Raw genomic sequence first — 25548 nt, 5'->3', positions numbered from 1 at the left:
CAAGCGTTCAAAAGATGTCGATTTTACGCTGAAAAGGAGGTTATTTGGTTCTTTTTTTACATTTCCGGCCGGGTGTTTTGTGATAGAATAGAAATCTATATGAATTCGTGTAGAAGAGGGGGAGGTTTCCGCAGATGCGCATGAGTAACTTGCATCATTTCACCGAACATCATCGGTACTGCGTTTCCCGCGAATTCGGTCTAAGCCATGTGGATTCACGTATGCTGGGCTCGGTTTATCAGCCGATGGTTGGAGCCTTTGCAATCAGCCTCTACAGGCTGCTGTTCGAGCATATTCCGGCAGAAGCGATCGGCTACTCCGCAGTGGAGCAGCAGCGCAGGCTGTTTATGACGCTGGGTGTTGAACCGAACGAGAAGGGCCGTAAATATTTAGTGGATCAGGCTTCCAGGCTGGAGGCGGTGGGGCTGCTTGCAACCTGCCGGATTTACATGCCGGAGAATGATGATTATATGTATGAATACGAGCTGATGCCGCCGCTGTCACCGGCTGATTTTTTTGCAACCCAGCATCTGACGCTGCTGCTGCGTGACAAGATCGGCAAGTTCGCCGTGCTGTCGCTGCGTGAGCAGTTCTGGAACCGGGAACCGGAAGAATGGAGCCGTCGTTCGATCGGCAAAGAGAATATATCCCTGCCATTTTATGATATTTTCCAATTAAATACGCATGTGATTGATTATGAGCTGGAACAGGCCCTGGCCGAAGTGGCTACGGTGCGTCAGCCCGGATTCAGCGAAAACGGTGAGCCGGCGATCGGGTACAGCGATATCATTTTACGGTTTCCGCGGGAGTCAGTGAACCGGGTTCATGTCGAGAAGCTGCGCTTTGACCATACCCAGATGGGTGTGATTAACTACGTAGCCCGCAAGTACGAGCTGGGTCCGCAGGATTTATGCCGCTTGCTCGATGAGGATGACGTATTCACACCGGACGGCGAAGTCATACTGGATACGCTGCAGCATAAAGCGAGCCAGCATTTCCGCCAGGATATGAAACGCCAGGAGAAACGGGAAATTGCTGCCGCGAAGGTGGTTTCACTGCGCTCGGCTGTCGCCGGGGAAACGGATGATTCCAATATCCTGCAGGAGCAGCCGGTAGAGATGGAGTATTATGTGGAGGTGCCTCCGCAATTCCTGACCAAATGCGATATCCACCAATATAATATGATGCTTCGTAACGAGCCTTATACCCGGCTGCTGCAAACCTTTTTTCCGGGTGCAGTTCCGGGCCAGCTAATGGATATTTTTGAGAAAATAGATCTCAATTATAAGCTGAGCGGGGAAGTTATTAATGTCCTGATCCATTATTTGATGACAATGGTGGCTTCTGGCGGCGATCAGCGGATGAACCGCAATTTCGTCGAAGCCATTGCCTCCAATATGCTGGTGAAGCAAGTGAACACCTACGAGAAAGCCGTGCGTTACATCCGCGACCAGTCCAAGGTCAAGGGCAAAGGTGCAGCCTCCGGGTCTTCCGGAGCCGCGTCCGGAACACGCCAGCGTTCGTATGCCAAGAGCGGCGGACGGTCAGGCAAGCCGGAGATTCCGATTGTGCTCGATGATGGCAGTGCAGGAACCGTATCGGATGAAGAATTCGCGGCGATGATGAAGAAAGCGGCCGAGATTAAGGCCGGCAAGAAGAAGGGCGCTCTTAGGACGCCGTAAAGAAAGCGAGGTGCAGCAATGGAGTCTATGGGCGAAGTGCTGCGTTCGATGAACAATCCGGCTCTGCGCCAGCGTTCTCGTGATCTTGAGCAGAATTTGCTGAGCCATCCTTTGGTTAAGCAGCTTCAGGCCGAGCATCCCGAGCTGGATGAGCCGCGGCTGCGGCTTCATCTGAGCCGGCTGTACCAGTATGTACAGGAGAGCCGCAACTGCGCGAACTGTCCGGGTCTAGACAACTGCCCGAATGATTTTCAGGGCCATTACAGCAAGTTAACGGTTGAGACGGTAAACGGCTCACCGGATTTATATGAACGTAAGACAGCCTGCAATCTGAAGGTAGCCCAAGACAACCAGGATAGCATCCGCAAACGGATCCGCAGCTTCTATGTGGATGAGCGCGTGCTGAACGGCGGCTATGATGAAATGGATATTATGGGCAAGGACCCGCGCAGGGCCTCAGCCGTGAACAAAATATTTGATTATATTACCGGAGTTAAAGAAGACGGGCTGACTTCGCAGGGGATCTATCTGCATGGTACCTTCGGGACAGGCAAAACCTTCCTGATGTGCTACCTGCTCCACGAGCTGGCGGTTGCCGGGTACAGCGGCGTGATTGTGTACATGCCTGATTTTATCGAGGATCTGAAGTCGATTATGCTGGACGGCCAGAAGCTGAAGGAAACGGTAGATACACTGAAGAACTGTGATCTGCTGATTTTTGATGATATTGGTGCGGAGAATTTGAATCCCTGGGCGCGTGACCATGTGCTGGGGGCCATTCTGAATTACCGGATGAACCGCAAGCCGACTTTCTATACCTCGAATTATCCGCTGGATGGCCTGGAGAAGCATCTCAGCTTCACCAGCAAGGACGGCGAAGAGGTCTACAAAGGCCAGCGGCTGATGGACCGGATCGCTCCGTTTGTTGATGTTATTCCTCTGCATGGTGAGAATCAGCGCGGAACAAACCGATAAATCGGCTACCGGGGTATCCGCGCCGAAATATAAATAAACAGCGGGGCCGGGGACAAATAAGTCCTCAGCTCCGCTGTTTATTTTGGATACATTAGCCGTTACTCGGAAAAAATGAACTTGACGATGACCATACCGAAGAATACGACAGTCATGAATCCGGTCATTCCGAAAAACCCGGTCATTAAATCGCCCAGATCGTTGCGTGGCTCTTCGTTGATATGCTCCCGCGGGTCCCGTACCTTAGCATTGACATCCATAGCTTCTTCCTCCTTGCGGCTTGCAAGTCTGTACTGCATTAGGTTACAGTTATACATGTGAGAGAAGTCATTGACAAATAATGCGCTTTCCTCAAGTATACGGAGTCTCCGGGAAGTTGTAAAGAAGCGGAAGACGTTAAAATAATTGATTTTATACAATGTAATTGTCTAAAACATTTCCCAAAAGCGTTGTATATATGTTATACTGTGAATGTGTCGGTAAATGGTAATCTGGTTATCATATTACATGAAGCATTTTTCCAGCTAACATTACGGAGTGAATTCGCTTAAGCTAGCGCACGCTATGGAAGCGGATATTGCTTCGCAAAACTTAAAGGAGGAACAATATCATGGCTATCGTGAACGTGTCTGACCAATCCTTCGTTGGTGAAGTGGAAGGTCAAGGTACTGTAGTAGTAGACTTCTGGGCTCCTTGGTGCGGCCCTTGCAAAATGCTTGCCCCTATTCTGGAGGAATTGTCCACCGAGCTGGGAGACGGCGTGAAAATTGCCAAATTAAATGTAGACGAGAATCCGGAAACGGCTTCCCGCTTTGGAGTAATGAGCATTCCTACACTGATCTTCTTCAAAGACGGTCAACCCGTAGATAAAGTTGTTGGATTGAACTCCAAGGATTCCCTTAAGAATATTGTAGCTAAACATCAATAAGTATGATTATAACTGCTGAATCCGGGGCCTAGCGGCTCTGAACACAGGCGCCTTCGGTTTATCCGGAGGCGCTTTGTGTGTTAAACTTACCTTATCATTTAATTATTAAGTAAGCTCTGCTGTGCGGGGCTGTTTCATGACTGTGCAGTATTAGGTGGGGGAGAAATTATGGACTATAGCGATAATATCCGCAATAAGCTGGCACTGCTGCCCGACCTGCCCGGGTGCTATCTGATGAAGAATGAAGAAGGCACCATTATTTATGTAGGCAAGGCCAAAGTGCTGAAGAACCGTGTCCGGTCTTATTTTACAGGCAGCCATAACGGGAAAACCCAGCGGCTTGTCGCCAATATTGTTGATTTTGAATATATTGTTACCTCCAGCAATATGGAAGCGCTCATCCTGGAGTGTAATCTGATTAAAAAGCATATGCCGCGGTATAACGTGCTCCTGAAGGATGACAAGACGTTTCCGTATCTGAAAATAACGAATGAAGCGCATCCGCGTCTGGAAGTGACACGCCGGGTGCTTAAAGATAAAGCTAAATATTTCGGACCTTATCCGAATAGCTATGCCGCACAGCAGACCAAAAAGCTGCTGGACCGGATGTATCCGCTGCGTAAATGCGGTGTGATGCCGAAAGAAGTATGCCTGTATTACCACATGGGTCAATGTTTGGCCCCTTGCGAGAAGGAAGTCCCAAAGTCAGCGTATGATGAAATAACGCGTGATATCGCGTCTTTCCTTGGGGGAGGGCATGAAGCGGTCAAAAAGGACCTGCAGCAGAAAATGCAGGAGGCTGCCGAGGAGCTGTACTTCGAGCGCGCCAAGGAGCTGCGTGACCAGATTATCCACATCGATGCCCTGATGGAGAAGCAGAAGATTAATACTGCGGATACAAAAGACCGCGATGTGTTCGGCTATGCCGTGGACAAGGGCTGGATGTGCGTGCAGATTCTGTACATGCGCCAGGGCAAAATGATCCAGCGCCACTCGTCCGCTTTTCCGTTTTACGGGGAAGCTTACAGTGACTTCATGTCATATGTCACGCAATATTACAGTGATAACCCGGCGCTGCCGCAGGAAATCTTGCTGCCTGAGGCGGTAAGCGAGGGCACGGAGAAGCCGTCCGGAGCAACGGCCGCTGCTGCGGTGACGGCCGGCAGACTAGCCGCGGCGATGGACGGTGAAGATGCCGGCGGAGAGCTGGAGCCGGCAGAGCAGGACGCGGAACACGAAGCTGCGGCCGCCGAAGCAGCCGCGGTCGGCACGGTAGACGCAGCCGGCGGTGCTGCTGCCCTGCAGGAGTGGCTGGGCGTTAAGGTGCTTGTACCGCAGCGCGGGCTGAAGAAGCAGATGGTCGGCATGGCCTGCCAGAACAGCCGTGTGGCGCTTGACGAGAAGTTCCGGCTCATTGAACGTGATGAGGAGCGTACTTCCGGAGCGGCATTCGGCCTCGGCCAGAGCCTGGGTCTGGAATCCCTGAACCGGATTGAAGCATTCGATAACTCGAATATCCAGGGAACCAATCCGGTCTCAGCCATGGTCGTCTTCATTGACGGCAAACCTGCACGCAAGGAATACCGCAAATATAAGGTCCGCACGGTGCAAGGGCCGGATGATTATGAAACGATGCGTGAGGTGATCCGCCGCCGGTATGAACGGGTGCTGAAGGAGGATCTGCCGCAGCCGGATCTGATTGTCGTGGACGGCGGCAAAGGGCAGATTTCCTCGGCGATTGATATATTGCAGAATGAGCTGGGGCTATACATTCCGGTCTGCGGTCTGGTTAAGGACGATAAGCATAAGACAGCCCAGCTGCTGATCGGAGATTCCGCCGAACCAGTACCGCTGGCACGGGACAGCCAGGAATTCTATCTGCTGCAACGCATCCAGGATGAGGTTCACCGCTTCGCGATCACCTTCCACCGCGAGCAGCGCGGCAAATCGATGGTAACCTCGAAGCTGGATTCTATTCCGGGGATCGGTGAGAAGCGGCGGAAGCTGTTGCTGAAGCATTTTGGTTCACTGAAGAAAATCAAGGAAGCCTCTATCGAGGATTTCCGTCCGCTTTCCATCGGAGAAAAGCTGGCAGGGCAAATCCTTGCGGCGCTTAACGATGAGGAGCTGTCTTAATTAGAAGTGTTTGAATTCTATACTAGTGAATTCTTAACAGGCTGACCCTTACGGGTTGGCCTTTTATATTTTTAATACACCTAAGTGCCTCCAACCTGCCCCATGGCGAAAACAGAGGTATAAATACCTCCGAACTAGCAGGAACTCGGTCAAACGGCGAAAACAGAGGTATAAATACCTCTGATCTGACAGAAACCTGGCCACACGGCGAAATCAGAGGTATAAATACCTCTGAACTCGCAGAAACCCGGTCACACGGCGAAATCTGGGGTATAAATACCTCTGAACTCGCAGAAACCTGCTCACACGGCGAAAACAGAGGTATAAATACTTTTGATTTAGCAGAAACTCGGTCACACGTGCCTGATGTCCAAGGAGGATAATTAAGGATAACCAATACCTATGCATAAATACTATATAATTACAATATTTAATATTATATAGGGGGTCCTTTATGGGTTATATTTTTCTGCTTCCACAGTTTCTAATTCAGGTATTTACGATAGTAGTTGCACTGGTGATCTTTGACCGGTTCTTCAAAAGAAAACAAAAGGAGGTGTTTCGCAGGCTGCATGGCAGCGCTCGGAACACCTCCTTTTTATGAAATATAAGGACTAAGTCGTCTTCTCTTACGGAGTGGTTAGTTTAAATGCCTGAGGGCTGAAACGGCTCCTCCGGCCCTTTTGGCTGCGGATGACCTGACTTGTTCGGCGGATTAAACCGGTACACGATATAGCCGACCACAAACGGCATGATGATCGTGACGATGCCGGCACCGATATTTACACTCTCCTGCATGAAGATCAGTGTCGCGCCCATCAGGATGCTGTCAAATACGACATGGGCGAACATTACGGCAATGAAGCCGTAACGGAGGAAGATATAACTGAACAGTAGCCCAATGACCGTCAGTTCTATCGGCCGTGAGCTGACCGGGTAAATCGGATACAGCGTATGGCCGAAAGCCCAGATCAAGGTGGTGATCAGTGAAGCGATAAAGGTATTCTTGACGAGCTTTTTGAGCATCCGGATGCCGAACAGGCGGTAGACGGCCTCCTCGGACAAACCGGCAAGCCAGGCGACGATCGGTAGCAGCCAGGCATATCTCATATTATAAGGAGACTGGCTGGCGTCCGTGGTGGACCAGTTGTGGAGGGTATACGATAGAATAATGAACATAACCGTCTGCACACCCAGCAGAATTAGCGCCCATACATAGCCGGCACGAATACTGTCCAGCACATACTTGCCGTAACCGGGCTCTTTGGCACGCGGCCAGGGATTCATGCCTTCCTCTTGACGCCACAGGCCGTTGCCTCCAACCAGTGAGAAGTAGAGCAGTGAAGACATCAGCAGGCTGTAGAGAGCGTAGATGATGAACATGACTACTGCGGTTATGTGGGCCTCAGCGTTGTCGGCGCTTGATTCCGGCAGCATATTGTAAGTGCTGATCATCATGATCACAAAATGCACCGAGCTTAGAAAGATCCCCCGTACAAAAGAGGTATGTCCCCTTCTTAGGATACTGAAGATTAGCGCGAGAATACCCAGGGCCAGGGTTGGCAGGCCATACCCGTAAAGGGTCAGCTTTTTAGCCAGAGAGGTCTGATCCTCTACATAGGTGTCGTGCCAGGCTGGAGCGGTAAAGCCGGCTCTGAAGTAGGAGACATCCCCGTCCAGAAAACTAAACTGATAACTCAGCGGTGACTCGCCCACTTTAACCGAGCTGTCCGAATAGACAAGCCCGTAGCCTGCGTTATCAGCTTCAATCTGCAGCTTGGCCGGGTTCGCTCCCCATAGTTTAAGCCATGGGCGGGCCAGATTTTCTTTTTGTTCCAGCGTCAGGCCGCCGTCTTCACTGCCTTCAGGGTATATTCCCTTCGAAGTTCCTGCGGGGGGAATACTTCCGTAATTCAGTCCCTCGCCGGAATTAGCATTCGCGCCCAGTGCAAAGGCTGCAACCTCGCCTGTATACATATTGAGATCAACAGCAAGAAGCGGATCAGATGTACCGGAAGTATAGAGCACGGCATGAAAGACATCGAACGGATACCGTTGATCAAGCTTCTTTTTGCTATAGTCCTCCAGAAGCTTCTCCCGGGACATATAGCCGTAAAAGGAGGAGTCGGTCTGGTAGCTGACCATCCATTCATCCTGGGCAGTCTGTGAATGGCCGAGCTGCTGTGCTGCGAATGCGGCAGCTTTCGTACGTGCCTCGGTCTTGCTGATGACGGTAGTATCTTCCTCGCCCGAACCGGAGAGGAGCTGAGGGGCCACCTGAAACATAATGAATACGATAAGACCAAGCACACCCGCGAGAATGACTCTGGTGGTAAGAGGCCGCTGCTGTAAAGGCTGGCCGACGGAATTCATGAAACGCCTCCTAGTAATGGATTAATCTGAATTTTCATCCCCTTAAGTACCGCAACTGAGCGGAATGGATGTCTGTTGTGCCCGCACCTTACTTATTATAATAGCACGGGCCGGGGAGTTACAAAAAATTCCCTGTTCTTCCTTTACATTTACGTAAGTGAGGCCAGGCTTATGCTTGTTTTGTTTGCGAGGCTTTACTCTTTGGCTGCATTAAGCTGAGATGATAATACTTGGCACCCGCCGGAAGACAGCACAGCGCGAGGGGCAAAGCGATTACCGAGATCCAGCCGAGCAGACTCCAGTCGGGCAGAGCTCCCCCGGGCAAGCTGTCAGGGATCATAAATTTGTTAATCAATATACTGTGCAAAGGCCCAAGCAGTGCCAGAGGGAGCATCAGAATGGTCAGTGCTGGTGATTTCAGCAGATAATATTCGGCCTGCAGCAGACAGAGGATAACGGTCAGTGACAATGTAAAGAGCAGGAAGGAAAAGAGCAGCCAGGTCAGGGCGTAGGACAGCTCCTGAGTGGTGGTTCTGCCGGTAATCAGTCCGGTAATGCTCCCTGCAATAGCAGAGACGGCCAGAACGGTAATGATCCGCATAGCCGTGACCCAAACCATGGCAACTCCGGACAGCAGCAGAACCAGCCGGCTCTGCGGGAAGCTCAGCCACCAGGACTGATGCTTGCGTTCGATGCTGCTGCGGCTGATCATCCATACACTGCCGAACAGAACCGGCAGCATAAAGAGGGATCTTGCGATGGCCAAGCTCCCGGCTTCATAAGAGGAGCCAAAATATGCGGCAGCCGCAATGATGAACGGAAGGGCCAGCTTGAGGATGACTATAGCCGGATGCCTCTCTATCCGGTGAACCCGGCGGATACAGAGCCGGTACAGGATAATAAAAGGTGCAGTTCGGCCGGTAAGGCTGCTGCTCCGGTTGCTCCGTTTGGATGCGAAGCCCGGGCGGCCTGAAGTGAGGGCGGCAGAAGAACGGCCGGTTCCGCTAGGTACGCTAAGTCCTTTTGCGGCAATTAGCCGCATTAACTGATAGCATAGCGGCCAACCGATTAGACACAGTGCGAGTGCAGCACACAGTACATAACCTGGAGCGGTGAACTTCAGAGACTGCGTGCCGGAGTAGCTGATACTTAGAATACTGCCAATCATGGCCGGAAGTATCCATAGTAAAGTGTATGGGATCATCATCAGCAGCAGTGCTGTTTTGCCTGCCCGCAAAAGCAGGCTGACCGCCAGCCCTAAGGTAACTGCTACCGGCAGAGAGACGATTATGAATAGGGTGTAAGCTGCAATCATGTACAGCAGACCGCCAGCCGGCAGCGGCTGATACCAGCCCGCCTGGACAGAAATGAAGTAGAGGGAAACGGAGGCAGCCAGGACGGGAAACGTGAGATTCAGGTTATGGCGGAGAAGGCTGATTCCCTTGGCATACAGCAGCTTCAGTCTGGAATGCGGGAAAGACAGCATCCAATCCCGGTGGCTCTGGTTCATGAACATCAGCATATGAAGAGAAGAGATTGCAATAGCAGCTGTCCAGAGCAGGAAAACAGCATAAATAAACGGTGAACGCTCCGATGCTCTTGGGCCCGGTAGGAAGACTCCGGCAGCCAGCAGCAGAACGATAAGTGACAAGGCCAGTACTATAGGGCGATACTTCCCCTGCCTGGACAGGCTGTAACGGCTGTATTCCAGCTGGACAAGCGTCTTCAGCCCGGTCATGCGAACACTTCCCGGTAACGTGATTCCACCGATTTCCCGGAACGGCGGAGCTGTTCTACATCCTCGATACCGCGAACCCTGCCATCGCCGATCAGAATCAGCCGGTCGAAGAGCAGCTCCATTTCGCGGATATCATGGGTCGCGATGAGGAAGGTCCGCGCACCGTCAGCGAGTTCGCCCACTACAGCCGAGGCGATCCGTTCTCTGGAGATCAGATCAACGCCGGTGAATGGTTCATCCAGAATAATCAGCGGAGCCTTGCGGGACAGGCAGGTCAGGAGCTGAAGCCGAGCTTCCTCCCCGCGGGACATTGCCGAGATCAGTGACTCCCCGGAAACGGATAGCTGCTGCTGTAGTTCCTGCGCTTTGGCCTGATCCCAGTCCGGGTAGATCCCGCAGGCAAATTCCAGCCATTCCTTAACGCTCAGCCAGCCGGGGAGACTGCTGCGGTCGGGTAGCAGCGAGAGGCTGCCGAGCTGCTTCACACCTGCAGGCTTACCGAAAATTTGCACCGCCCCGGCATCTGGAGAGGCCAGCCCGGAGATGATACGCAGCAGGGAGGACTTGCCTGCGCCGTTAGGTCCGAGCAGACCGGTCAGGCTGCCTTGCGGAATATCGAAGCTGATATCGTCCAGAATGATTTTTTTCTTTATTTTAAGGTTTAGGCCGCGGCACTCTACCGCCGCAGGTTCTGCCGCTTCAGTGTTGAGCTTATAAGATGTCATTTGAATCCTCCTTATCGAATTCCAGCAATTGCTCAGCGGTGATGCCAAGTGTATCCGCTGCAGCTTTAAATTCCTTTATTGCCTTGCGCATGATAACCTTGCGTGCCTCGCCGATTACAGCATCTTCCCTGGTGACAAACGTTCCCTGCCCGCGGTAGGTGACGATCAGCCCCATACGCTCCAGCTCCTGATAGGTTCTGGCCGCGGTAGTAGGATTGACACCTCTCCCCGCAGCCAGATCTCTGACTGAAGGCAGCCGCGAGCCGGGCGGAATGAGGCCACTGATGATTCTCCTCTGAATGGCCTCTACAAATTGTTCATAGATCGGCAGCGAGGGATTGATTTGAAACTGCTCCGGCAAAAGCTCATAGGGCTGATCCATAGGGTGCTCCTTCCGAATGGAGTACTAGCTTCATGTTGTAGTGTGTATGGATAGGCACCATACAATCTGTGACTGGAGTGTACCATTACCCACCATACAATTTCAAGAGAGATTCCTCACAGCTGCAAATCAGTCTTTGTGCTGCTGGACAATAACGTTTATAATTTGTATGTTTATCTGATCCATATTACATTTGCTTATACAGACAAGAAACTTGCGAGAGGATGAATAATTTGGCTTCAACGATTCCCAATTTTAAGGAATTCAGATTCCTGAAGCTGTCTCCGCCCCAAATTCTGGTGCTTGGCTTTGCTACGGCTATTCTGATCGGGACACTGCTGTTAATGCTGCCCTATTCCAGTGCATCTGGTCATTCCCTAAGATTTATAGATGCGCTCTTCACTGCAACATCCGCGACCTGTGTAACCGGACTTGTCGTGGTGGATACCGGTACCTATTTCAGTACTTTCGGACAAATCGTTATCCTGGTGCTGATTCAGGTCGGAGGCCTCGGCTTTATGACGATGGCGACTTTGTTTGCACTCCTGCTGAAACGCAAAATTTCGCTGCGGGACCGGCTGATCCTCCAGGAAGCTATGAATCAAAGCTCAATGGAGGGCATTGTACGGCTGATCCGCAAGGTGCTGGTGTATTCACTGGTTATAGAAGCAAGCGCTGCGGTTTTGCTGTCGCTGCGCTGGGCGGCGGATATGAATGTTGGACGCGCTTTATATTTCGGTGTCTTTCATGCCGTGTCTATGTTTAATAATGCCGGATTTGACATCTTCGGAGACTACCGCAGTCTGACCGGATATGCCGGCGATCCTGTAGTCAATATTGTCGTCATGTTCCTGATTATTTCCGGGGGCATCGGGTTCATCGTCATGGCCGACCTGATTGATTACCGTAAAAGCCGTAGGCTGATGCTCCACAGCAAGGTAGTTCTGTCGATGACGGCAGCACTGATTCTGATTGGAACGGTAGTAATCTTTATTTTCGAGTTCACGAATCCGAATACGTTCGGCCAGCTTAACCTCGGCAGTAAAATATGGGCCGCATTCTTTCAATCGGTAACGCCGCGTACGGCAGGAGCCAATACCGTAGATATTGCCGGCCTTCGCCAGGCTACGCAGTTTTTTATGGTGATTCTGATGTTTATCGGCGCTTCGCCGGGTTCTACGGGCGGGGGGATCAAGACAACAACCTTCACACTAATGATCGGTGCGGTTGTCTCGATGCTGCGCGGACGTGAGGACATTGTGCTGTTCCGCTATCGGCTGGCCCAGGAACGCGTCTTCAAGGCGCTGACAATTACCTTGCTTGCCCTGCTGCTCGTTGTTGCCGTATCTATGGTACTCTCCACGACGGAGGGGCGGCCGTTCCTGATGATTTTATTTGAGACCACTTCAGCCTTCGCTACCGTAGGTCTCAGTATGGGACTGACCCCGGAATTGTCGGAGGCCGGCAAAATTCTGATCTGCCTGACCATGTTCGCCGGACGTTTGGGACTGTTGACACTGGCCTATGCACTAGGCCCGAAACAGGGTAAAGCATTGTATAAGTATCCGGAAGGCAAAATGATAATTGGATAAGGGGTTAATGAAACTATGAAAGCACAACAGTTTGTGGTGATCGGCCTTGGCCGCTTCGGATCAAGTCTGGCGCTTGAGCTGATGGCTATGGGTTATGAAGTGCTCGGAATCGACCACTTGGAAGAGCGGGTGGAGGAAATGAGCGGTCAGCTGACTCACGCGGTGATGGCTGATGCTACGGATGAGGGCATTATGCGTTCTCTGGGCGTGCGCAATTTCGACTGTGGCATTGTTGCCATCGGGGACAATATGGAACGGAGCATTTTGGCGGCAATTCTGCTGAAAGAACTGGGAATCAAGCAGGTAGTGGCGAAGGCGATCTCGATCCTGCACGGGCGTGCGCTGTCGAAGCTGGGCGTGGACCGGGTTATTTTTCCTGAACGGGATATGGGAATCCGTGTAGCGCATCAGCTGGTGACTCCTCACTTGCTGGATTACATCGAAATCTCTAAGGATTACAAAATTGTCGAGCTGAATGTGCCCTCCTGCATGGACGGAAAAAGCCTCTCAGAGCTGAATACCCGCGGCAAGTACGGCTGCAGCATTATTGCCCTCAACCGGAAGGACGGGATTATCGTTGCACCTACAGCCCATGACCATGTGAGCCAGGGAGACATTATGGTTGTCATCGGCTCCAATGAGAGCATTGAAGAGTTTGAGGATCAGGCTGTGAATGTGGAATCATAGTACAGACACGGCAAAGCCCGGACAACAGTCCGGGCTTTTGTTATTTTAGCGGCCAATTATGGATGGTTTCGAATACCAGCGAATAGGCGGATTGGATGTTCCTGCTGTTGACTTTATCGTTATATAGTCCGGTTCCCCAGAATTCCCATTTTCCCTCAGAGTTAAAATATCCAGTGGCGTATATACCGTCATTAGTGTCTTTGATATCCTCATAATCAACATCTTCAAGGATAAACGGTATATAGGATTTCTTCGACTCGATAAAAAAGAACGGGATGCCGGCGGTTCTGTACACCTCCGCGTACCTGTCCTCCGCAGCTTCCGATAAATGCTCTTTCATAATGAACACAGCATCATAGTCCGCTTTCAGGGATTGGCTGTCCAGCAGGTCCTCAAAAGTAATTGCCGAGAACCTCACCTGCTCTTCTCTGACGGTCGGGGCTTCGCCGATAACGGCCAGGTGCAGCGCCTTTCCTGTGTATGGTGGTGTGTCTACAGAATCCTTTTTGGTATCAAAAGTAATAGTACACCCCGTCAAAAGAAGGGCTGCCACGATCAGGAGCAAATAGAAAGATTTCACGTTAAAACTCCTTATGATGAGATGTGATTATGAGCATCGAACCTGAACCTGAATCATGCCGGTGCAGAACGAGGCTTCTTCTTGTAAATAATAGAAAATATGTTATTTATAATAATAGATGACCGCTGCCTTCACTACAATGGTTTTAATATCAGCATCGCTGGTTTCTGCTTATAAGGTCATTAATTTTTTGTTTTTTCTAAAAAAATTCCTAGACATATATATAAAACGTTTCTTTAAATGATAAAATAACAGTAATCGGGGTAACCATGATAAGAAATTATGTAAACGCTTATTGTAAGCGCTTCTATTTCTACCGGCTAAACAGTCCTCATGCTGCTTTGTGTTGCCTTGTAAACCAGTATTTTACTTAACAGGGGGAATAAACATGACTTTGCGTTTTGATTTTGGACCCTTCGGGGATGCAGCAGCAGGATATACCAAGGTTTCTTCATCTGATACATATACTAGTGAGCAAGGGTATGGCTTTGTTGACTCATCCCGCGTTACAGGGCATATCCGTGGAAAGAAGCCGCTCAGCGGGGATTTCATCATTCCGTTTGATACAGCGTTTCTGGTGGACGTGGAGGACGGGAATTACATAGTCTCGGTTCTGATCGGAGATGAGGAGGCACCCACCTGCACGACGCTGAAAACCAATGGAGAAAGGCTTGTGCTGAAAAATTTCTCTACCGTTGCCGGACAAACCGCCCGTCAGATGTTTGGTGTGAATGTCCGCGGGGGTCAGATTAAGCTTCGCTTCGGCGGGGCGGCTCCCCGGATCAATGCGCTTGAAATCATGCGTTCGGATGAACAGATTACGCTTTTTCTGGCGGGTGATTCTACGGTGACGGAGGCAGGTGATGAGAAGGGATTTCCGTTCTCCGGCTGGGGTCAGATGCTGCAGTTCTATTTCAAACATGATGTTGCCGTTGCCAATCATGCCGTCGGGGGGCGCAGCTCCAAGAGTTTTATTGAAGAAGGACGTCTGGATACGATCATGGAAGAAATCAAGGAAGGCGATTATTTATTTATCCAATTCGGACATAACGATCAAAAATGGGACGAGGCCCGTCATACAGATCCGCACACAACCTATCCGGAGTATCTTCGCCAGTATATTGCCGGAGCACGCGCCAAACAGGCTATTCCGGTGCTAATAACTTCTGTACACCGGAGGTATTATGATGCGGGCGGACAGCTGACGGATACACATGGCGACTATCTGGAAGCTGTAAGGCAGCTCGCAGCTGAAGAAGAGGTCCCGCTCATAGATCTTGCCGGGAAGAGCAAACACTTATTTGAAGAGGCCGGGCCAGAAGAGACTAAGTCGATCTTCCTCTGGGGCGCCCCTGGAGAATGGATGAACCATCCGGGCGGTATTATTGACAATACCCACTTTCAGGAGCGGGGCAGTCTGCGGATTGCGGAATTAGTCGTTCAAGGAATAAGGGAGCTGGGCCTGCAAAAGCTGATCATGTTTCTCAAATAGCCTAACGTAATCTTATATAGAGATCATAGGGGGATCAAACATGAAAAAAATACCGATGATGCTGCAGCTGGCATTGATTCTATTCTGTATCATGGCCATTCCGACAGCCATCCTGACCTGGTACAGCGGATCACAGATTATAGAGAACTCCGAAGCAGCCATCGGGGAATCGACACTTGCCGGGCTGAATGCCAACCGCAAATTAAATGAGAATGCCCTTGCTAATCTGGCGCAGGATACATCGAGGCTGGCAGCAACCAATATTTTTGAACCTATCCGCAGTGTGGATACGTACAGCGAGCTTAACTCCAATTACAACAACGTGAGCCGGGCGTTATCTGTATTTAAAGAGCTGCTCAATTTGAACCGCCGGGTAGACGGTGTATACTCCTCTTATTTTCACTTGGATGGCTCGGATTATGTGATTTCTACAGATAGCAGTATCACGAAGCTGGAGCACTATGAGTCACTTGATTGGACTACAAAAGCCCTTGAAGGGCGGAGAGGGATCAGCGGTGTGTGGGTTCCCCGCAAGCTGGACTCCGGCGTCAATGTGGTGTCTTATGTATATCCCCTTAACCGTCTCTCTTCCACCACGCGCGGGTTAATCGTTGTCAATATGCGTGAGAGCCAGATCGGCAATTACCTGCATGCTACAGAGGTGGGGGATAATACCACCCTGCTCCTGGCATCTGACGGCAAAGTGATTTCCTATAATGACAAGTCGCTGCTGCTTACGGACGGCTTTGAGCTGCCCTTTCTCCGGGAAATGCTGACCGAGGAAGCGAAAGAAGGGTATACGTTCCATGAGCTTGACGGCAAACGGATGGTTTATGCGTGGAGCCGCTCAGATGTGTCCGGGTGGTGGAATGTAAGCTGGAGCTCCATGGATGAGCTGATGACCAAATCCCGTGACATGCAGGGGAATATCATTTTACTTACCGGCGCTATTATTTTGCTGGGAACTGTACTGGCTGTCTTTCTGGCGACATGGTTGTCCAGACCGCTCCGGCAATTGGTGCAGACGATCCGGGCGAAAAGTGACCTGGGTGTGGTCAACAAGAATGAACTAGCCTTCCTGGATCTGGCGTTCAAACGAATGCAGGAGGAAGAGGAGGGTCTGTTCCAACTGCTGCAGGAACGCGAACAGGATACCCGGAGTCTTGCTGTTCACCGTCTTTTGCGCGGGGAGATTACGCCCCGGATCACGGAGGTTTTTCCGGAAGCATGTTACAGAATCGCCGTTGTCTCCATCGACCAGTATAGACGATATGTGGGCAATACCAATGTGGAGACACGCAGCTACCACCGGTATCTGCTCAATACGAAATACGAAAGTCTTTTTCCGGAGGGAATTCTGGCCCGCTCTGTCTATCATAACGACGGCTGTATAGTTATTGTAATGAACTTTAGCCCGGATGAGCACGAGCAATGCGGCGGCCAGATCCATCAGGCGCTGGAAACGATCCGCGATCAGTCATCAGAGCTGCTGGGACATTCGGTGACGATAGGCGTAAGCGATTTGGCTGATGCGCCTGAAATGGTCACCCAGCGGTTGTTTGAAGCGATGGAACTGATTAAGCAACGGATCATCAATGGTGCCGGAAGCATCATGTACTGGCAGGAGGAAGAGGAGAACAGCCGAAAATATATGGATTCCGAAAGCAGCGAACGGCGGATTCTTAACTTCCTGGATGCAGGCAATCTGGACGGGATTATCAAAGAGCTTCAGATCATCCGCTGCCAGATTAGCTCAGAAGAGAATATTTCTTATGACAATATCATGTTCATCTATCACCAAATGATCGGTGCGACCATCAAGCATCTCCGTGAGAATCATATCGGCACCGGAAGAATGATTATGGGTAAAGGCAATATTTACTCCATTCTGGCTGCGATGGATACGCTTGATGAGCTGGAGGAGTATTTGCATGAATTTTTCCGTGAAATTGTGCAGAGCCTGGACCGAAGCACCGATGACACCAACCATGGAGAGCGGATCATTCAATATTTGAAGGGAAATTACCGTGAAGAAATTGTATTCGAGGATATGGCGAAGGAAATCGGCATTAGTTACTCCTATATGCGCAAGATCGTGTATGAGCAAACCGGAAAAAGCATGATAGATTTTGTGAACCAGCTACGCATTGAGAAGGCCAAAGAGCTACTGATGGATACGGAATTGACGATTAAGCAAATCGCCGCTGAGGTTGGTTACTTCAATGTCCAGAGCTTCAACAGGTTCTTCCGCAAATATGAGGGCATGCCGCCAAGCAGCTACAAGTCAGCCAAGAGTAAAAGCTCCTAGGAGCTTCCTCTTGGCCGCTTGGCGGCGGCCTTTGTGTGTAAATGAAAGCGTTTTATTTTTGGGAATGCCTATCATATTTGATCATAATGACGCTGCAGAAGCTGATAAAACCGCGCTTCGATCAAATTTGATGGGGATCATCAATACTCATGATTTTCAAAACAGGGCAAAGGGAATAGCATAGAACTCGAGCCGGTTGACCTGACTGGCAAGGTAATAACTTGGTGTAGGAGGTGAAACTTTGAAAGTTGCAAGCGCTTCAAAAACAAATCATACGGCTCTATTAAGTAAGAAACAGGGAATCGGGTATTATTTGCAGCGTGACTGGCAGCTATATTTACTCGTATTATTTCCACTGGCTTTTGTAATCGTTTTCAAATATCTGCCGATGACCGGACTTGTAATCGCTTTTAAAGACTACAAAATTGCAAGGGGCTTTTGGGGCAGTGAGTGGGTAGGGTTTCAGATATTCCAGGAGATCTTCTCCAAACCTGATTTTGCCCGTGCCGTCCGCAATACGCTGCTGCTCAACATTCTGGATCTCTGCTTCAGCTTTACGATGCCGATTGTGCTGGCGATCCTGCTGAATGAGGTCAAAAGTGTAAGATTCAAACGCGTAAATCAGACGCTGCTGTACTTGCCGCATTTCCTTTCCTGGGTCATTATCGGGGCCATCGGTTATCAGCTCCTAAGTGAGGGAAGCGGTGTTGTTAACAATTTAATTGAACTCATGGGCGGGAATCGTATTCCGTTCCTGCAGGAAGACACCCATTGGCTGATCAGCTATCTGGCAATCGGTGTGTGGCAGAGTATGGGATGGGGAACCATTATCTACTTGGCAGCCATGAGCGGAATTAACCCGGAGATGTATGAAGCAGCTACCGTCGATGGAGCAGGACGCTGGAGAAAGGTATGGAATATTACCGTTCCTTCCATTCGTGCGACCATTGTAACCTTGCTGATTATGAACCTGGGGAAAGTCATGGAGGGCTCATTCGAGCGTATCTTCGCTCTGCAGAACAAGGCCACCACGGAGTTCACAACAACCATACCGGTGCTGGTGTACCGTTGGGGGATCGAGAGCGGCAATTTCAGCCGTGCGACAGCGCTCGGGCTATTCCAGTCCGTCATCGGTATTATCCTTGTAATAACGGCTGACCGCGTAGCTAAGAAGCTTGGCGAGGATGGAATATTATAAGAAAGGAGAGAAACCATGAGAGCATCAACCGGCAACCCTGCCGCACCACGTAAAGGGCGTTTGGACATCTGGGAATTGCTGATCCGCCTCGTTCTAATTATTGCTTCACTAGCGTGCTTGTTGCCGTTTCTGCATGTTGTGTCCAAATCCCTGAGTTCTGACTCATTTGTCATTGCCAACAAGGTCTTTCTTTGGCCTGAGGGAATCACCATAGAAGCGTACAAGAAAATATTTGCAGATGCCAGCATCCTTCGTTCACTGTACATCTCGGTTATAGTGACCGTATTATTCACCATTCTGGGGATGGTCCTGACCATCTGCGCCGCGTACCCGCTGTCCAGAACACAGTTTAAAGGCCGTAGAGTAATCACCTTCATCTTCCTGTTCACGATGTACTTTAGTGGAGGTATCATCCCGGACTACATGAACATTAACAATCTGGGACTGATGGATACGATATGGTCACTGGTTTTACCGTTGTCGTTCAGTGCCTTCAATCTGCTGATCATGAAGACTTCTCTAACGAGCAGTATTCCCGTAAGTCTGGAAGAATCTGCGCGGATCGACGGTGCCGGGCATTTCCGAATCCTGATTAGTATTGTTCTCCCGTTGTCCAAACCGATTATGGCGACACTGGCACTCTTCTATGCGGTTGGACGCTGGAATGCTTACCAGGATGCATTGTTCTACATTAAGCATGAAACTGACCTGCGGCCGCTGCAGCTCAAGCTGTATTATCTGGTCATTCAGGCAAGTGAAAGCTTCCAATTGGAAGCAACCCAGGTATCGCTTAGTAATCCCGAAGTACTAAAAGCATCAGTCGTTGTATTTGCCACTCTGCCTATTCTCTGCGTGTATCCCTTTGTTCAGAAATACTTCGTTCAGGGTGTTATGCTCGGAGCAGTCAAGGAGTAATCTTATGTTCCAGAATAGTAATTCTACAGTCCGAAAATTAAAATTGGGGGAATTGCGATGAACAAAAAAAGATTTGTTTCGTTAATGATGGCAACTGTCATGACGGCCGGCATGCTGGCCGGATGCTCCGGGGGAAATAACAACAATAAGAATGCTGAGTCTAACAAGCCTGCTGAGACTGCAGCCGCCAATAATCAGAGTGAAGGAAGCTCTAACGACTTTTCAAAGGGCTTTAAGGAAAGGGTCAGTCTGGATATTCCGGTCTATGAGCGTGCTTTCGAGGGCTGGAATGTAAGCGATAACTATTACACCCGCTGGGTTCAGAAGGAATTCGGTGACAAATACAATATCCAAGTCAATTATGTGCCAATTACCCGCAAGGGTGAAGTAACTGATTTCGAGCAGCTGCTGGCGTCGCATAAAGCTCCGGATATTATTTTCCACTACGATATGCCGCAGGCACTTACTTATTACGGCGAGGATGTTATGCAGCCGCTGGATTATGCTGAAATCGAGAAATATGCTCCGACTTACTGGAAAAACATGGGTGAGACGATCAAGCAATATGGTGTTGTTGACGACAAGAATATCTTCTTCTTTGCCGCACGCCCTCAAGCCGACAACTTCGTCAACGTTATCCGCAAGGACTGGGTTGAGAAGGTGGGCATGAAGGTTGAAGACTTGACTTCGCTTGAGAAATACAATGAGATGCTGGTGAAATGGAAGGAAGCCGGACTCGGTGTAACCGGCGGCAGCCTGATTCAACACAGCTTCAACTTTAACTACGCCTTCCGCGATTGGCCGGTTGACGCGAAATACCGTGCACTTTATTCCGATCTTAGCGTTGGTGACTTGACCACCGTTGAAACCGAGCGCTACCTGCGTAACCTGAACTATCAATACAATAACGGCCTCATTGATAAAGAGTTCTATCTGCGTAATGACGAGAATAAGGTTAAATCTGAATTCGTTGCCGGCAAGACAGGAAGCTACGGATTCTATCTGACAAACAATACGGATGTTTTTGCAGCTACTCTTGTGAACAACCCGGATGCTGAATTTGCAGTAGTTCCTCCATTTGCAGGTGTTCCGGAAGGCCTTAAGCCTCAGGGACGCGCTTACTGGCCGTTTGGCTTCATCATGGGGATCAACTACGAATCTACACCTGAGGAACGTGCAGCAGTCTGGATGTATCTCGAATGGCTCAGCCAGCCGGAGAATCTGTTCAAGTTCCAGAACGGTATTGAAGGGGAGAACTACACACTTGATGCTGAAGGTATCGCTCTGAAGAATCCGGATTATAAAGGCGAATCCGTTCTGTCACAGAACAACAACAAAGACTATTGGGGCCTTGTGACTGAAATTGCACAGTATCAGGATGAAGCAAAAACCCGTAAGGCGAATCTCCGCAACTGGGCACCGGCCGGCTATGAGGCTCTCGCCGATGATTTGGTGAAATATTATGATGAGACTGCGGAATTCCGTACACCTGATGCGCTGTTCACCGTTGTGCTTGATAAGGTAAACGAGTATAAGACAGACCTGGATACCCTGTTCCAGGAATTGTACGTGAAGATCGCACTTGCTCCGGAAGCTGAGTTTGATGCAACCTATGAAGCAGCTAAGAAAACTTACCTGGAAGCGGGTTATCAGGAAATCCTTGATGAGAAGCAGGCGGCCATTGACGCAGGCAAGTTCCGTTAATTCCGCTTCGCCCGAAATAACTGAATAACCGCACAGAAGAACAATCCCCGGCGGGCCGATCCATATCTTATATATGGAGGCCTGCCGGGGATTGTGTTGTTCACGTGTACTATTCGCGTCCGTCGAGGAATACTTCCTCCGTTACCTGCACGAGACAGCGTGCCGCTGTACTTAGCCCCCCGCTGCCCTGATAGATCAGGCAGGTAGTGCGCTGGGTCTGCTCCAGCTCCTTGATGTGCAGAGAGACGAGCCCGCCGCCGTTCAGCAGCTCCGGACGAAGGTACGACTTCGGCAGCAGCGCAGCAGCCTTGATCGTCGGCAGCAGGCGGACGATCGCTTCGAAGGAGTCGATCTCCATCCGCACGTCCGGATCGACCCCGCAGCGCTGGAACAGCTCATCCGTCATACGGCGGTACCAGGTGCCTTTGGAGAAGAGGATCATCGGCAGCCGGGACAGATGCTCCATCGTCAGCTTCGCGGTTAAGGTCAGGGGATGATGCTCGGAGACGACCAGCCTGAGCTGGTCCTCGAACAAGGGGATGCAGCGCAGGCCCGGTTCCTGGATCGAGGAGGCGATGATGCCGACATCGCATTTGCCCTCATTGACGGCGGAGACGATTTCATGCGTTTTACCGGTGATCAGCTTTAGCTCCGCAGCCGGATATTTATTCATATAAGCATTTACAAGCGGGGGCAATGTTGTCTGAAGCGTCGTCAGGCTGGCCCCCAGGGTGACGAGCTGCGGCTCGCCTTCCTTGAATTTGGACAGGGCCTCAAGAAATTTGGAACGCTGCTGCCGCTGCTCCAGGGCATAGGTGTAGGTAAGGCGGCCCACCTCAGTCAGCTCCAGCCGTTTGCCGAAGCGGTTGAATAACGAAACGCCAAGGCGCTCCTCCAGCTTGGAGATTTTACGGGAGAGGGCAGGCTGGGACAGATTGAGCTGGCGCGATGCCCGGTTGAGGCTGGAATGCTCCACGACCGCGGCGAAAATGTCCAAATCATCAAACATAACGGAGTTCTCCTTTGAGGAAGTCTGTAGTAATGCTGCTACTTTACGCTTGAAGGGATATGGATGAAAGTGATAAAAGGCATAGCCGAATCACTAAAGAATGTTTGCTCTATATAGAAAAAAGGCTGCTGTGTTGGGAAATGCTTGCTGTAAATGAGAATTATTATCATATTAAAAATATTCTTATGCGATTATTGTATAACGTTTAATAATTAGATTGCAATTCCCTTATAAGCGAAAAAGGAGTAACATGAAAAGTGACACAAGATATTCACATATTGTGAATAATAGAGCAATGTCCGGGAAAACAATGGATAATGGTGAAAATAAAGATTTGGCGAGCTTCTGCGGCCTTCGTTCCCCTGTTTCAACTGTACTCCCGGCGGTGTATGCTCATTAATGAAAACGCTGTTTTAATTGGAAAGGGGACACTTTGCATGAGAGGATTTTATTCCAGAAAGATTCATTCCTTGCTCGGCGTTATCCCGCTCGCATTCTTCTTCATCGAACATATGATGACGAATTTCGCGGCAGTAGAGGGTGGCGCTTCCGGTTTCACCGACAGTGTGCTATGGCTGAACAGTCTGCCGCTGGTCTTCTTCCTGGAATTGTTCGGCATCTGGCTTCCACTGCTATACCATGGAGTCTACGGGCTGTATATCGCCTACCAATCCAAGCCGAACCTGAACCGCTTCAACCTGGAACGGAACTGGCGTTATACGCTGCAGCGCATCAGCGGTATTATTACCTTCATCTTTATCGTGTGGCATCTGTTCCAGACCCGCGTCCAGGTGGCAGTCGGGAATGTAAAGCATGAAGAGCTTGGCGGCGTAATGCATGACATCGCAACCCAGCCGCTGCTGCTAGCCGTATATGTAATCGGTGTTGTGGCTGCCTGCTTCCATTTCTCCAACGGCCTCTGGTCTTTCCTGATCAGCTGGGGAGTTACCGTCGGACCACGCTCGCAAAAAGTGTCCTCTGTACTCTGTCTCGGCCTTTTCGTAATTGTTACTTCCATGTTCCTGCTGTCGCTGTTCACGTTCCGTGACAACGAGTTCCAGGCTGCAGCTTCTGCTGCACAGATCCTCCGGTCATTCTCTTAAGCGGGGTGTGGAATTTGACACGCTGCCCTTATCCGCCGCAGCATTCAATCTAGAAGCTGGACTGCACAGCAAACATTTTATATTAGCGGTACGACAAAACTTAAGCGTATGCTTCCGGAGCGAGTTTTGTCGAAGCAAATTCAGGAAGCTATCCTAACAAAACTTAAGTGTATGCTTCCGGAGCGAGTTTTGTATGAAGCCTATCAGGGAGCATATGCTCACAAAACTTTAGGAGTGAACAATCATGGCATCAGCCGATATCATTATCGTGGGCGGCGGGCTGGCCGGCCTGATGGCTACCATCAAGGCGGCAGAATCCGGCGCGCATGTTCATCTATTCTCTCTGGTCCCTGTCAAAAGATCGCACTCCGTCTGTGCACAAGGCGGCATCAACGGAGCCGTTAATACAAAGGGTGAGGGCGACTCACCCTGGGAGCATTTCGACGACACCGTCTACGGCGGTGACTTCCTGGCGAACCAGCCTCCGGTCAAAGCAATGTGCGAGGCCGCGCCGGGCATCATCCATCTGATGGACCGGATGGGCGTCATGTTCAACCGCACCCCGGAGGGGCTGTTAGACTTCCGCCGGTTCGGCGGGACTAAACGTCACCGTACGGCATTTGCCGGAGCTACGACCGGCCAGCAGCTGCTGTATGCGCTGGATGAGCAGGTACGGCGCTGGGAATCGGAAGGGCTGGTTACCAAAAGCGAGAACTGGGAGTTCCTCTCAGTGATACTTGACGATGCCGGCGTCTGCCGTGGTATTAGCGCTCAGAACCTGAAGACCATGGAAATTCATACCTTCCCGGCAGATGCGGTAATTCTGGCCAGCGGCGGTCCGGGGATTATTTTCGGCAAAACGACGAACTCGGTTATTAATACAGGAACTGCAGCCAGTGCCGTATACCAGCAGGGTGTGCATTATGCCAACGGGGAATTCATTCAGATTCATCCGACGGCAATTCCCGGTGATGACAAGCTGCGCCTGATGTCGGAATCGGCCCGCGGGGAAGGCGGACGCATCTGGACCTATAAGGACGGCAAGCCGTGGTATTTCCTTGAGGAGAAATATCCGTCGTACGGAAACCTGGTGCCGCGCGATATCGCTACCCGGGAGATTTTCAATGTGTGTGTGGACCAGGGGCTCGGTATTAACGGCGAGAACATGGTTTACCTGGACCTGTCGCATAAGGATCCGAAGGAGCTTGATGTCAAGCTTGGCGGTATTATCGAGATTTACGAGAAATTCATGGGGGATGATCCCCGCAAGATTCCGATGAAAATCTTCCCGGCTGTCCATTACTCCATGGGCGGTATGTGGGTCGATTATAACCAGATGACGAATATCCCCGGACTGTTCGCAGCAGGGGAATGTGAATACCAGTATCACGGCGCAAACCGGCTCGGCGCGAACTCGCTGGTGTCAGCGATTTACGGCGGGATGGTCGCAGGCCCCAAAGCCGTAGAATATATTAAGGGACTGAAGAAGTCGGTGCAGGACATCCCGTCCAGCGTGTTCGACAGCTTCCACAAGAAACAGACAGACAAATACGAATCTCTGCTGGCGATGTCCGGTACGGAGAATGCCTATGTGATCCACAAAGAGCTGGGCGAGTGGATGACCGCGAACATGACGGTGGTGCGTGAGAACAAGAAGCTTGAGGCCACCATCGGCAAAATCAAGGAACTCAAAGAGCGGTACGGCAGAATCAATATGAGTGATACCTCGCGCTGGAATAATCAGGGCGTTGCCTTCACCCGCCAGCTGTGGAATATGCTGGAGCTGTCCGAGGCGATGACGCTTGGCGCATTGCTGCGGAATGAGAGCCGCGGAGCCCATTACAAACCGGAGTTCCCACAGCGGAATGACGAGGAATTCCTCAAGACGACTAAAGCGACCTGGACACCGAATGGCCCTGAAATCTCCTATGAAGAGGTCGATGTCTCGCTGATTCCTCCGCGGGTACGCGACTACTCGAAGGACTAAGAAGCTCTGGAACCGGAAGATCAGCATAATGTTGTAC

Annotated in this window: 21 protein-coding genes; 14 read left to right on the top strand and 7 right to left on the bottom strand. The window is 50.6% G+C overall.

The window, feature by feature from the left end; all coding sequences use genetic code 11:
• Positions 1-134 precede the first annotated feature (134 nt).
• Positions 135-1682, top strand: a complete 1548-nt coding sequence (locus L6H70_RS18445; protein ID WP_236335481.1) for a replication initiation and membrane attachment family protein — start codon at positions 135-137, stop codon at positions 1680-1682.
• A gap of 18 nt (positions 1683-1700) precedes the next feature.
• Positions 1701-2657 (top strand): primosomal protein DnaI, encoded by a 957-nt coding sequence (gene dnaI, locus L6H70_RS18440; protein WP_236335480.1) that lies wholly within the window; start codon positions 1701-1703, stop codon positions 2655-2657.
• A gap of 98 nt (positions 2658-2755) precedes the next feature.
• Here dnaI and L6H70_RS18435 read toward each other — a convergent pair whose 3' ends face one another.
• On the bottom strand, positions 2756-2914 hold the full coding sequence (locus L6H70_RS18435; RefSeq protein ID WP_108722093.1) for a YqzM family protein: 159 nt from the start codon (positions 2912-2914) through the stop codon (positions 2756-2758).
• A gap of 350 nt (positions 2915-3264) precedes the next feature.
• Between L6H70_RS18435 and trxA the strand changes: the two genes are divergently transcribed.
• The 3 genes from trxA to L6H70_RS18420 all read left to right on the top strand — a co-directional run bounded on the left by trxA (position 3265) and on the right by L6H70_RS18420 (position 6322).
• The gene (trxA, locus tag L6H70_RS18430) at positions 3265-3582 is read left to right on the top strand and encodes a thioredoxin (RefSeq protein WP_206101875.1); all 318 of its coding nucleotides are present in this window, start codon (positions 3265-3267) and stop codon (positions 3580-3582) included.
• A gap of 168 nt (positions 3583-3750) precedes the next feature.
• Positions 3751-5718 (top strand): excinuclease ABC subunit UvrC, encoded by a 1968-nt coding sequence (uvrC, locus tag L6H70_RS18425; RefSeq protein ID WP_236335479.1) that lies wholly within the window; start codon positions 3751-3753, stop codon positions 5716-5718.
• Positions 5719-6172: 454 nt separating this feature from the next.
• Positions 6173-6322 (top strand): hypothetical protein, encoded by a 150-nt coding sequence (locus tag L6H70_RS18420; RefSeq protein ID WP_236335478.1) that lies wholly within the window; start codon positions 6173-6175, stop codon positions 6320-6322.
• Between the two features lie 41 nt (positions 6323-6363).
• Here L6H70_RS18420 and L6H70_RS18415 read toward each other — a convergent pair whose 3' ends face one another.
• The 4 genes from L6H70_RS18415 to L6H70_RS18400 form a co-directional block, all read right to left on the bottom strand.
• Positions 6364-8091 carry a CPBP family intramembrane glutamic endopeptidase gene (locus L6H70_RS18415; RefSeq protein ID WP_236335477.1) on the bottom strand — a complete coding sequence of 576 codons (1728 nt, stop codon included), beginning with the start codon at positions 8089-8091 and terminating at the stop codon, positions 6364-6366.
• Between the two features lie 169 nt (positions 8092-8260).
• A complete protein-coding gene (locus tag L6H70_RS18410; RefSeq protein WP_236335476.1) occupies positions 8261-9829 on the bottom strand; it encodes an ABC transporter permease in 1569 nt (522 codons plus the stop codon).
• Positions 9826-10554, bottom strand: a complete 729-nt coding sequence (locus tag L6H70_RS18405; protein ID WP_236335475.1) for an ABC transporter ATP-binding protein — start codon at positions 10552-10554, stop codon at positions 9826-9828. Before L6H70_RS18405 ends, L6H70_RS18410 begins: the two co-directional genes overlap by 4 nt.
• Positions 10541-10936, bottom strand: coding sequence for a GntR family transcriptional regulator (locus tag L6H70_RS18400; RefSeq protein WP_236335473.1), 396 nt, complete (start codon positions 10934-10936; stop codon positions 10541-10543). The genes L6H70_RS18405 and L6H70_RS18400 overlap by 14 nt, the downstream gene beginning before the upstream one ends.
• A 233-nt stretch (positions 10937-11169) precedes the next feature.
• On the opposite strand from L6H70_RS18400, the gene L6H70_RS18395 reads away from it, so the two are divergent.
• Both L6H70_RS18395 and L6H70_RS18390 read left to right on the top strand, forming a co-directional pair.
• Positions 11170-12528 carry a TrkH family potassium uptake protein gene (locus tag L6H70_RS18395; RefSeq protein ID WP_236335471.1) on the top strand — a complete coding sequence of 453 codons (1359 nt, stop codon included), beginning with the start codon at positions 11170-11172 and terminating at the stop codon, positions 12526-12528.
• 15 nt (positions 12529-12543) lie between these two features.
• On the top strand, positions 12544-13215 hold the full coding sequence (locus L6H70_RS18390) for a potassium channel family protein (RefSeq protein WP_236335470.1): 672 nt from the start codon (positions 12544-12546) through the stop codon (positions 13213-13215).
• A gap of 40 nt (positions 13216-13255) precedes the next feature.
• On the opposite strand, the gene L6H70_RS18385 is transcribed toward L6H70_RS18390, so the two are convergent.
• On the bottom strand, positions 13256-13795 hold the full coding sequence (locus L6H70_RS18385) for a hypothetical protein (protein ID WP_236335467.1): 540 nt from the start codon (positions 13793-13795) through the stop codon (positions 13256-13258).
• 388 nt (positions 13796-14183) lie between these two features.
• On the opposite strand from L6H70_RS18385, the gene L6H70_RS18380 reads away from it, so the two are divergent.
• The 5 genes from L6H70_RS18380 to L6H70_RS18360 all read left to right on the top strand — a co-directional run bounded on the left by L6H70_RS18380 (position 14184) and on the right by L6H70_RS18360 (position 21412).
• Positions 14184-15287 carry a rhamnogalacturonan acetylesterase gene (locus tag L6H70_RS18380; protein WP_236335465.1) on the top strand — a complete coding sequence of 368 codons (1104 nt, stop codon included), beginning with the start codon at positions 14184-14186 and terminating at the stop codon, positions 15285-15287.
• A gap of 40 nt (positions 15288-15327) precedes the next feature.
• The gene (locus L6H70_RS18375) at positions 15328-17595 is read left to right on the top strand and encodes a helix-turn-helix domain-containing protein (RefSeq protein WP_236335464.1); all 2268 of its coding nucleotides are present in this window, start codon (positions 15328-15330) and stop codon (positions 17593-17595) included.
• A 241-nt stretch (positions 17596-17836) separates the two neighbouring features.
• On the top strand, positions 17837-18793 hold the full coding sequence (locus L6H70_RS18370; protein ID WP_236335463.1) for an ABC transporter permease: 957 nt from the start codon (positions 17837-17839) through the stop codon (positions 18791-18793).
• Between the two features lie 15 nt (positions 18794-18808).
• Positions 18809-19708: a carbohydrate ABC transporter permease gene (locus tag L6H70_RS18365; protein ID WP_236335462.1), complete on the top strand. Its 900-nt coding sequence runs from the start codon at positions 18809-18811 to the stop codon at positions 19706-19708.
• Between the two features lie 57 nt (positions 19709-19765).
• Positions 19766-21412, top strand: a complete 1647-nt coding sequence (locus tag L6H70_RS18360) for a type 2 periplasmic-binding domain-containing protein (protein ID WP_236335461.1) — start codon at positions 19766-19768, stop codon at positions 21410-21412.
• Between the two features lie 109 nt (positions 21413-21521).
• Here the strand turns inward: L6H70_RS18360 and L6H70_RS18355 are convergent, their stop codons facing one another.
• The gene (locus L6H70_RS18355; RefSeq protein ID WP_236335460.1) at positions 21522-22421 is read right to left on the bottom strand and encodes a LysR family transcriptional regulator; all 900 of its coding nucleotides are present in this window, start codon (positions 22419-22421) and stop codon (positions 21522-21524) included.
• 437 nt (positions 22422-22858) lie between these two features.
• Between L6H70_RS18355 and L6H70_RS18350 the strand changes: the two genes are divergently transcribed.
• Together L6H70_RS18350 and sdhA are read left to right on the top strand one after the other, a co-directional pair.
• Complete coding sequence (locus L6H70_RS18350) at positions 22859-23524, top strand: succinate dehydrogenase cytochrome b558 subunit (protein ID WP_236335459.1); 666 nt, start codon at positions 22859-22861, stop codon at positions 23522-23524.
• Between the two features lie 244 nt (positions 23525-23768).
• Positions 23769-25511 carry a succinate dehydrogenase flavoprotein subunit gene (gene sdhA / locus L6H70_RS18345; protein ID WP_236335458.1) on the top strand — a complete coding sequence of 581 codons (1743 nt, stop codon included), beginning with the start codon at positions 23769-23771 and terminating at the stop codon, positions 25509-25511.
• Positions 25512-25548: the final 37 nt, after the last annotated feature.

Origin of the sequence: Paenibacillus auburnensis, from assembly GCF_927798115.1 — a bacterium.
Lineage (GTDB): Bacteria > Bacillota > Bacilli > Paenibacillales > Paenibacillaceae > Paenibacillus_AQ > Paenibacillus_AQ auburnensis.
This window is presented reverse-complemented; position numbering and strand designations above follow the sequence as displayed.